The sequence below is a fragment of the Acidovorax sp. GW821-FHT10E03 genome, from assembly GCF_059415205.1.
This window is the reverse complement of the sequence record NZ_JBWKMU010000011.1, coordinates 245,825-254,002: the sequence shown is the minus strand read 5'-3', so window position 1 is coordinate 254,002 and position 8,178 is coordinate 245,825. Positions and strand designations below refer to the sequence as shown.

Below are 8,178 nucleotides of genomic sequence, written 5' to 3'. Positions count from 1 at the left end.
ACGCCCATGCTCACCCCGCAACCGCCCCGCCGCAGGCGCAGCCAGATGGGGGTGGGGAGCGAACAGCCAAACAGCCATACGGGCCATCGCTGCGCTTGGCCACGCCTGCGCAGCGCGTGGCGCTTGCGCCCGCGAGATGGGGCCGAGCGCAGCGATGGCCCGAAGGGATGTCCGATTTGTGGGTTCCCTTCTGGATGCGCCTGGGGCGCGCAGGGCGCGGGGTGGCATGTGTGCCGAAGGACACACATTCTTCGTGAACTGACTCACCGCAGTTGTCCGAGCGGAGCGCCAACGGCGCGCAGCGAGTTCTGCGGTGCACCCCGTGACCGAGCACCCCAGGTTGCCCCGCAGCGAAGCGAAGGGGTCGCAGACAGCAGGGTCGCCTTTTCTTTGGTGACTTTCTTTTGGCGAAGCAAAAGAAAGTCACTGCGCCGCCGGGCGCACACCCCGGCCTCCGCGCTCAACCGAGGCACACCACCAACTACAAACCAACAGGCAACAACCAACCCCACTACCCAGCCAACTATCCAGCCCGATACCCCACCCACGACGCCCTCCGCGCCACCCACCACCCCTGCAACGCCTTGCCATACAAAATCAACACCAGCGCCGCCCCAATCAAAGGCAACGCCGCAAACACCCACCCCGTCAGCAACTCCCCCCCCAGCGCCACCCCCACCAGCAACGCCACCGCCGGATTCACGAACGAATAGCTCCCCGCCAGCGCGGCCGACGTGTTCTGCAGCAGCCACAGGTACGCATTGAGCGCCACCAGCGTGCCAAAGACCAGCAGGTACACCCACGCCGCCCACGACCGGGCGCTCACCTGCCCCAGCGCGCTCACGGGCTCGAAGCACAACGCGGCCACCAGTCCCATCGCGCCGCCCACCAGCCACTGCGCCGCAGCCGCCATGGCCGGCGCGGGCAGCGACAGCTTGCGCGATGCGTACGAGCCCACACTCCAGCACAGCGGCGCGCCAAAGGCCAGCGCGGCCCCCAGCCAGGTGGCGGAAAAGTCGCCCTCCATCGCCAGCAGCAGTGCGCCCACCACGCCCAGCGCCAGGCCGATCCAGCTGGTGGCCGGCACGCGTTCGCCGCCCCAGTGCGTCCACAGCGCCAGCCACATGGGCATGGTGGTGACCACGGTGGCCATGAGGCCGGAGCCGATGCCCAGCTTCTGCGCAAAGCCCACGAGGTTCATCGCGAGGAAGACCATGAGGGCGCCGACGATGGCCGAATTGCGCCACTGCGCGGCCGTGGGCAGCGCATGCCCTTGCCACAGGGCCACCAGCAGCATCACGCCGCCCGCGCACAGAAAACGGATGGCGCTCATGAACAGCGGCGGCATGGTCTGCAGCGCGATGCCGATGGCGAAATAGGTGGTGCCCCACACCACATAGACCAGCAGCAGGGCCACGGCCACCGCCCAGGTGCGCTGTGGGCGGGCTTGCGCATTGAAAATCGCCGGCATATTCTTCACCTTACCGAATAATTTATGGAAACCGCGAGGTTTTCGGAATTTTTACCAAAATCAGGCGGCTATGCAAGCAAATATTCAGACAGATGACATGGACGCCAGAATTATTTCGGCATTGGGTGCGGATGGCCGACGTTCCTATGCCGATGTGGGCGCCGAGGTGGGGCTGTCCACCGCCGCGGTGCACGAACGGGTGAAGAAGCTGCTGGACAAGGGCGTGATCCGCCGTTTTTCGATCAGCGTGGACCCCGAGCGCGTGGGCCTGAACTTCACGGCGTTCGTGGCCATCCGCAACGATGGCGGCATCCACTGCCGCGACGTGGCGCCGCGCCTGCGCGCGATGCCGCAGGTGGAAGAACTGCACAGCGTGGCGGGCGAGTATGACTTTCTGGCCAAGGTGCGCACCACCCACGCGCGCGCGCTGGAAGACGTGATCTACGAAATCAAGGCCATCGCGGGGGTGGCGCGCACCACCAGCACCGTGGTGCTCAACACCGAGTTCGAGGACCGGCCGCTGGACCTGGGGTGGATGGGCAGCGGCAAGGCCCCGCCCTGACGCGGGACACTGTCCGGCCCACCCGCCAGGTCAGCGCACCCACGCGGCCGAGCAGCGGTACGGGTAGGCCACAGACTTTGCCTGGGCAGGCGCATGGGCCACACGGCCCATCAGCGCCACATAGTGCTCCAGGGCCGGCGTCGGCAGGCCAGGCACCTTGGCATGGTCGTCGTAGCGGCGCAGGCGAATGGCCTCCTGGGCAAAAGGCAGGGCTTCGAAGCGCATCGCCTCCTGCGCCGTGAAAGGCCCCCCTGCAGGGCCAGGCTGTGCCGCGACGCGGGCGAGAGCGTCTCCCGGTAGCCCGGCTCCAGGGTGCACAGGTAGCGCTTGGCGTCCACGTGCAGGCGGATGGGCTCCAGCACCGCATCGGGCAGCAGGCCGCGCAGGAACGGGAGGGCCATGTACTGGTGCAGGTCGTCCTGTGCGGTCGCATCGCCACCGGGCGCCAGCAGGTGCCCCAGGTCATGCAGCAGGGCGGCCACCACCGTGGCGGGGGTCTCGCCGGATTTCTCTGCCCATTGCGCGCACTGCAGCGCGTGCTCCAGCTGGCTGACGGCCTCGCGGCCGTACTGATGGATGCCCCGGGTGGCCAGCAGGTGGGCGATGTCTTCAAGGCTCAATGCCACGGTGCGCCCCTGTGTCAGACCAGGGCCTTGCGGATGCGCGCCGACACCACGTCGATCGCGCTCACGGTGACCACGATGATGAGCATCACCGCGCAGGTCTCGGCGTACTGGAAGCCGCGGATGATCTCCCACAGCACCACGCCAATGCCGCCGGCCCCCACCATGCCCACCACCGAGGCAGAACGCACGTTGGCCTCGAAGCGGTAGAGGGTGTAGGAAATCCACAGCGGGATCACCTGCGGGATCACGCCGTAGATGATCTCGTGCAGCGCGCTCGCGCCGGTGGAGCGGATGCCCTCCACGGGCTGCGGATCGATGGCCTCGACCGCCTCGGAGAACAGCTTGGCCAGCGTGCCCGTGGTGTGGATCCACAGCGCCAGCACCCCCGCGAACGGGCCCAGGCCCACCGCCACCACGAAGAGCATGGCGAACACCATCTCGTTGATGGCACGGAAGGCGTCGAGCACGCGGCGCACCGGCTGGTTCACCCACCACGGCGCGATGTTGGACGAGGCCAGCAGCGCCAGCGGCACGGCGGTGACCACCGCGAGCGCCGTGCCCCACAGCGCGATCTGCAACGTGACCAGCATCTCCTGCACGTAGATCTGCCACTGCGAGAAATTGGGCGGAAAGAACTCGGCCGCGTACTGGGCCATGTTGCCCGAGTCCTTGACGAGGTCGAGCGGGCGCATGTCGGCGCCCTTCCAGGATGCGGCCAGCACCACCAGCAGGATGCCCCAGGAGAGGTACCAGGCGAGGCTGCGCTTGGGCGCGGCGGTGCTCGCCAGGGTCGCGAGCGAAGGGGTCAATGCGGAAGACATGGTGGGGGCTGGCCGGATGCGTTGCGTGCTTGCGTGTTTACTTCAGGGACGCCAGCTGCTGGTCGATCTCGGCCAGGCGGGTCTTCTTGTCGGCGTCGGCCAGCGTGGCATCGGCCTCGATCTTGTTGCGCTTGCCGAACAGGTCGAGCTGGCGAATGGGCGTGAGCTGCGCATTGGTGGATGGCTTGAAGCCCGAGAGCTTGGAGATCTTCATGACGATCTCCTTCTCGCGCGCATCGGTCTTGGCGTAGTTGTAGAAGAAGTCCTTGATCTTGGCCTTGAGCGGCTCGGGCAGGTCCTTGCGGATCACCATGGGGTCGAGCGGAATCAGGGGCGATGTCCAGATGACCTTGATGTCCTTGAACTTCTCGGGCTGGCGCTCCTTGAGCTTCTCGAGGTTTTCGCTGTTGTTGGTGGCCACGTCGACCTGCTTGTTGGCCACGGCCAGGGCGTTGGTCTCATGGTTGGCGCTGCGCGCGATCTTGAAGTGCGTCTTGGCGTCGACCTTGTTCTGCGCGAAGGCGTAGTAGCCGGGCACCAGGAAACCCGAGGTGGAGTTGGGGTCGCCGTTGCCGAAGCTCAGCGACTTGCCGTTCTTGAGCACGTCGTCCAGCGAAGCCAGGGGGCTGTCCTTGTGCACGATGAGGTGCGAGTAGTAGCCCTGCGTGCCATCGGCGTTGACCATCTGCGCGAACACTTCACCATTGGCGCGGTCCACCGCCTCCATGGCCGACTTGTTGCCCAGCCATGCCACCTGCATCTTGTTGAAACGCATGGCTTCGATGAGGCCCGCATAGTCAGACGCGAAGAAGGCGTTGATCTTCAGGCCCGTCTGCTTGGCCATGTCGTCCAGCAGGGGCTGCCAGTCGGCCTTGAGGTTCTGCGAGGCTTCGGTCGAGATCATGCCGAAGTTGATGGCGTCCTGGGCGAGGACGCCCGTGGTCAGGCCCAGGCCAAGGGCCAGGGTTGCGCAGAATTTCTTGATCATGGAAGGCTCCGGAAGGTGAAAGCGGGAGGGGAGAAAGGAAAAAAACGAAGGGCGAAGAGACAGGGGACGGCGGGCAGGCCTCAGGCAGCCTGCGCCAGCGGCTGTGCGGCCCAGCCGGGGGTCGGCGCCTGCGCCGGTGCGGGCACCACGGCCAGGGGCAAGGTGGCGCCCAGGATCTCGTCGGCCTGCACGCCATACAGCTCGCGCAGCAGGGCGGGTGTGAGGGCGGCCGAGGGGCCGTCGTAGACCACACGGCCCTGGTGCAGCGCGACCACGCGGGAGCAGTACTTGATGGCCACGTCCACCTGGTGCAGCGAGACGATGACGGTGCTGCCGTCCTCGCGGTTGATGCGCGCCAGGATGTCCATGACCTTGCGCGAGGATTCGGGGTCCAGCGAAGCGATGGGCTCGTCGGCCAGCACCACCCTCGCGCCCTGCACCAGGGTGCGCGCAATGGCCGCACGCTGCTGCTGCCCACCCGAGAGAGTGGACGCACGCTGCGCATGGCAGTCGGCGATCCCCACGCGGGCCAGGGCCTCGAGCGCCAGGGCGCGCTCATGCGGGCGGAACACGCGCAACCAGCCGCGCCATGGGGGCGTGCGGTGCAGCAGGCCCACCAGCACATTCATCATCACCGGCAGGCGGTCCACCAGGTTGAACTGCTGGAACACGAAGCCCACCTGCGAGCGCACCTTGCGGATATCGCGATGGATGCGCCCGCCCTGCTGCACGCAGCGGCCATCGACCTCGATCAGCGAGCGGCTGTCGCCATCGGCCACCACCAGGCCGGCCACATGGCGCAGCAGCGTGGACTTGCCCGAGCCCGAGGCGCCGATCAGCGCCACCATCTCGCCGGCATGCACCGTGAGGTCGATGTCGCGCAGCGCGTGCTTGCCGTTGGCGAAATGCTTGTTCAGTTGTTCGATGCGCAGGGCAATGGGCATGGCGGATTCCAAGTCGTCTATACAAATGCAGTGTGGAAGGCGGCTGTGACAGTGCCTTGACAGTTGCGGGAAATTTGCATGTCAGGCTACGTTCAGAGCACGCGCTGCCCTTCGCGCCAGACACCGCGCACCACGGCCTGCTGTGAGCCATCGGGCAGCTCGGCCATGTGCACCTGGACCAGGTCGGCGCGCAGGCCGGGCGTGAGCTCGCCCCGGTCGTGCATGCCCGACGCGCGCGCCGGGTTGCGCGTGACGGTGGCCACGGCCTCGGGCAGCGTGAGGATGCCGTCATGGACGAGGCGCATCACCGCGCTCAGCAGGCTGCCCGGCACGTAGTCCGACGAGAGGATGTCCAGCAGGCCCTGGCGTGCCAGGTCGGCCGCCGCCACGTTGCCCGAATGCGAGCCGCCGCGCACCACGTTGGGCCCGCCCATCACGGTGAGCAGGCCGCGCTCGCGCGCTGCCCTTGCCGCCGCCAGCGTGGTCGGGAACTCGGACATGCCCGCGCCTTCGGCATGGGCCTGCTCGACGTGCGCCACCGTGGTGTCGTCGTGACTGGCCAAGGCGATGCCATGGGTGCGGCAGTAGTCCACGAAGTAGGCACGGTGCGGCTCGGCGTACTGCGCCTGCAGGGTGGCCGCATGCTGCACCTGGCGCTCGAACTTCTCGCTGCTCCAGCCCTTCTTGCCGGTGTAGTAGGTGCGCGCCTGCTCGATGTTCTCCCACTGGCGCTGGCCGGGGGTGTGGTCCATCAGCGAGATCAGCGACAGCCGCGGGTGGCCCTGGAAGGGGCCGAACAGGGCGATGGTGTTGGGCGCGGGCAGCTCGCAGCGCACGTGCAGGTGGTGGTCGGCGCGCAGCAGGTTGCGCTCGGTGCAGGTGTCGATGGTGTCGAGCACGCGGTTCCAGGCGCTGCCGCGCAGGCTGTCCACGTCGGCCTCGCCCACGCCCAGGGCGTCGAGCACGGTGGTGATGCCGGCGGCGGCGATCTCGGCATCGTGCGCCAGCAGCGCCGGCATCTCGGCCCACTGCACCTTCGGGCGCGGCATCAGGTGGCGCTCGAAGTTGTCGGTGTGCACCTCCACCAGACCGGGCAGCAGGTAGTCGCCCCCGAGGTCGATGCCCTGCAGCGCGGTGGTGCCGCCCGAGGCCAGGGCGGCTATGCGCCCGCCCTGCACCGAGAGCGAGCCCTGCACCACCTCGCCGGGCAGCACCATGCGAGCGTTGTGAAAGACCGCAGCAGCGCTCATGCGGCCACCCCGCGGAAGTCAGCCACGTTCACGCGGCGCGTGGCGACGGCGGCGCCCACGTGCGCGTCGTGGAAGATGCCGACCAGGGCGGCGCCGCGCGCCACCGCCTCGCCGATCAGGGCGATCACCGTGTCGGTGTTGGCGGCGTCGAGCGATGCCGTGGGCTCGTCGAGCAGCAAGAGGGGCTTGGGCTTGATCATGTTGCGCGCGATGTTGATGCGCTGCTGCTCGCCGCCCGAGAAGGTGGCGGGCGGCAGGTGCCACAGGCGCTCGGGGATGCGCAGGCGGGTGAGCCACTGGCGAGCGGTCTCGCGCGCGGCTTCCAGTGCGTGGATGTCGTCGCCCGCGTCTTCGGCCAGGGGCTCGGCCACCACGTCGAGCGCGCTCACGCGAGGGATCACGCGCAGGAACTGGCTCACGTAGCCCACGGTGTCGCGGCGCAGTTGCACCAGCGCGCGCGGGCTGGCCTGGGTCACGTCCACCGCCGGGCCGCTGGCGGGCTGCACGGTGATGCTGCCTGCGTTGGCGCGGTAGTTGGCGTAGATCATTTTCAGCAGCGTGCTCTTGCCCATGCCCGAGGGGCCGTCGAGCACCACGCATTCGCCCGCGCCAACGGTGAGGTCCACGTTGCCGAGCACGGGCAGCTCGATGCCGTTCTGGTGGTGCAGGGTGAAGCGCTTGGCCACGCCCTTGAGCTCCAGGATGGGTGGGTGGGTGTTCATCATCATGGTTGCAGTACCGAGGAAACGAGGAGCTGGGTGTAGGGGTGCTGCGGGTCGTCGAGCACCTGGTCGGTCAGGCCCGACTCGACCACGCGGCCGCGCTGCATCACCACCATGCGGTGCGCCAGCAGGCGGGCCACGGCCAGGTCATGCGTGACCACGATGGCGGCCAGCTGCATCTGCCGCGTGAGCTGGCGCAACAGGTCCAGCAGGCGCGCCTGCACCGACACGTCCAGGCCCGAGGTGGGTTCGTCCATGAACACCAGGCGCGGCTGGGTGACCAGGTTGCGCGCGATCTGCAGGCGCTGGCGCATGCCGCCCGAGAAGGCGCGCGGCGCGTCGTCGATGCGGCTGGCATCGATCTCCACGCGCTGCAGCCATTCGGTGGCGGTGGCGCGCAGGCGGCCGTAGTGGCGCTCGCCCAGGCCCATGAGGCGCTCGCCCACATTGGCGCCGGCCGACACGTCCATGCGCAGGCCGTCGGCCGCGTTCTGGTGCACGAAGCCCCAGTCCGTGCGGGCCAGCAGCCGCTGCTGCGCCTCGCTCATGCCGAGCACGTCCTGCAGGCTGCCATCGCGGCCCTGGAACTGCACGCTGCCCGCATCGGGCCGGCTGCGCGCGGCCACGGCGTTGAGCAGGGTGGACTTGCCCGAGCCGGACTCGCCGACCACGGCCAGCACCTCGCCGGGCCACAGGTCGAACGACGCGTCCTGCAGCGCGACGCGCTGGCCGTAGCGCTTGCCGATGCCGCGCACGCTGAGCAGGGGGGTGGGGGATGAAAGGGTGGCGTCCAT

General features: G+C 68.3%; 8 protein-coding genes and 1 pseudogene. 1 reads left to right on the top strand and 8 read right to left on the bottom strand.

Annotation, left to right across the window (positions count from 1 at the left end):
* Positions 1–523: 523 nt before the first annotated feature.
* Positions 524–1,471 carry an EamA family transporter gene (locus AC07OD_RS20450; RefSeq protein WP_494597903.1) on the bottom strand — a complete coding sequence of 316 codons (948 nt, stop codon included), beginning with the start codon at positions 1,469–1,471 and terminating at the stop codon, positions 524–526.
* A gap of 97 nt (positions 1,472–1,568) precedes the next feature.
* Here AC07OD_RS20450 and AC07OD_RS20445 point away from each other — a divergent pair, with 97 nt between their 5' ends.
* Positions 1,569–2,033 carry an Lrp/AsnC family transcriptional regulator gene (locus tag AC07OD_RS20445; protein WP_218341419.1) on the top strand — a complete coding sequence of 155 codons (465 nt, stop codon included), beginning with the start codon at positions 1,569–1,571 and terminating at the stop codon, positions 2,031–2,033.
* A 30-nt stretch (positions 2,034–2,063) separates the two neighbouring features.
* Here the strand turns inward: AC07OD_RS20445 and AC07OD_RS20440 are convergent.
* The 7 genes and pseudogenes from AC07OD_RS20440 to phnK form a co-directional block, all read right to left on the bottom strand.
* Positions 2,064–2,659, bottom strand: a pseudogene (locus AC07OD_RS20440) (phosphonate degradation HD-domain oxygenase).
* Between the two features lie 14 nt (positions 2,660–2,673).
* Positions 2,674–3,480: a phosphonate ABC transporter, permease protein PhnE gene (phnE, locus tag AC07OD_RS20435; RefSeq protein ID WP_218297250.1), complete on the bottom strand. Its 807-nt coding sequence runs from the start codon at positions 3,478–3,480 to the stop codon at positions 2,674–2,676.
* A 37-nt stretch (positions 3,481–3,517) separates the two neighbouring features.
* A complete protein-coding gene (gene phnD, locus AC07OD_RS20430; RefSeq protein ID WP_492245647.1) occupies positions 3,518–4,468 on the bottom strand; it encodes a phosphonate ABC transporter substrate-binding protein in 951 nt (316 codons plus the stop codon).
* Positions 4,469–4,548: 80 nt separating this feature from the next.
* The gene (phnC, locus tag AC07OD_RS20425) at positions 4,549–5,412 is read right to left on the bottom strand and encodes a phosphonate ABC transporter ATP-binding protein (protein ID WP_218341415.1); all 864 of its coding nucleotides are present in this window, start codon (positions 5,410–5,412) and stop codon (positions 4,549–4,551) included.
* Between the two features lie 92 nt (positions 5,413–5,504).
* Positions 5,505–6,662: an alpha-D-ribose 1-methylphosphonate 5-triphosphate diphosphatase gene (locus tag AC07OD_RS20420; protein ID WP_494597902.1), complete on the bottom strand. Its 1,158-nt coding sequence runs from the start codon at positions 6,660–6,662 to the stop codon at positions 5,505–5,507.
* On the bottom strand, positions 6,659–7,390 hold the full coding sequence (gene phnL / locus AC07OD_RS20415; RefSeq protein ID WP_492245648.1) for a phosphonate C-P lyase system protein PhnL: 732 nt from the start codon (positions 7,388–7,390) through the stop codon (positions 6,659–6,661). The genes AC07OD_RS20420 and phnL overlap by 4 nt, the downstream gene beginning before the upstream one ends.
* Positions 7,387–8,178 carry a phosphonate C-P lyase system protein PhnK gene (phnK, locus tag AC07OD_RS20410; RefSeq protein WP_369641264.1) on the bottom strand — a complete coding sequence of 264 codons (792 nt, stop codon included), beginning with the start codon at positions 8,176–8,178 and terminating at the stop codon, positions 7,387–7,389. Before phnK ends, phnL begins: the two co-directional genes overlap by 4 nt.

Excerpts from the sequence above, each read along its gene's own strand:
- AC07OD_RS20420 (WP_494597902.1), bottom strand. The coding sequence starts at position 6,662 with ATGAGCGCTGCTGCGGTCTTTCACAACGCTCGCATGGTGCTGCCCGGC.
- AC07OD_RS20445 (WP_218341419.1), top strand. The coding sequence starts at position 1,569 with ATGGACGCCAGAATTATTTCGGCATTGGGTGCGGATGGCCGACGTTCC.
- phnE (WP_218297250.1), bottom strand. The coding sequence starts at position 3,480 with ATGTCTTCCGCATTGACCCCTTCGCTCGCGACCCTGGCGAGCACCGCC.
- phnL (WP_492245648.1), bottom strand. The coding sequence starts at position 7,390 with ATGATGATGAACACCCACCCACCCATCCTGGAGCTCAAGGGCGTGGCC.
- phnC (WP_218341415.1), bottom strand. The coding sequence starts at position 5,412 with ATGCCCATTGCCCTGCGCATCGAACAACTGAACAAGCATTTCGCCAAC.
- phnK (WP_369641264.1), bottom strand. The coding sequence starts at position 8,178 with ATGGACGCCACCCTTTCATCCCCCACCCCCCTGCTCAGCGTGCGCGGC.
- AC07OD_RS20450 (WP_494597903.1), bottom strand. The coding sequence starts at position 1,471 with ATGCCGGCGATTTTCAATGCGCAAGCCCGCCCACAGCGCACCTGGGCG.
- phnD (WP_492245647.1), bottom strand. The coding sequence starts at position 4,468 with ATGATCAAGAAATTCTGCGCAACCCTGGCCCTTGGCCTGGGCCTGACC.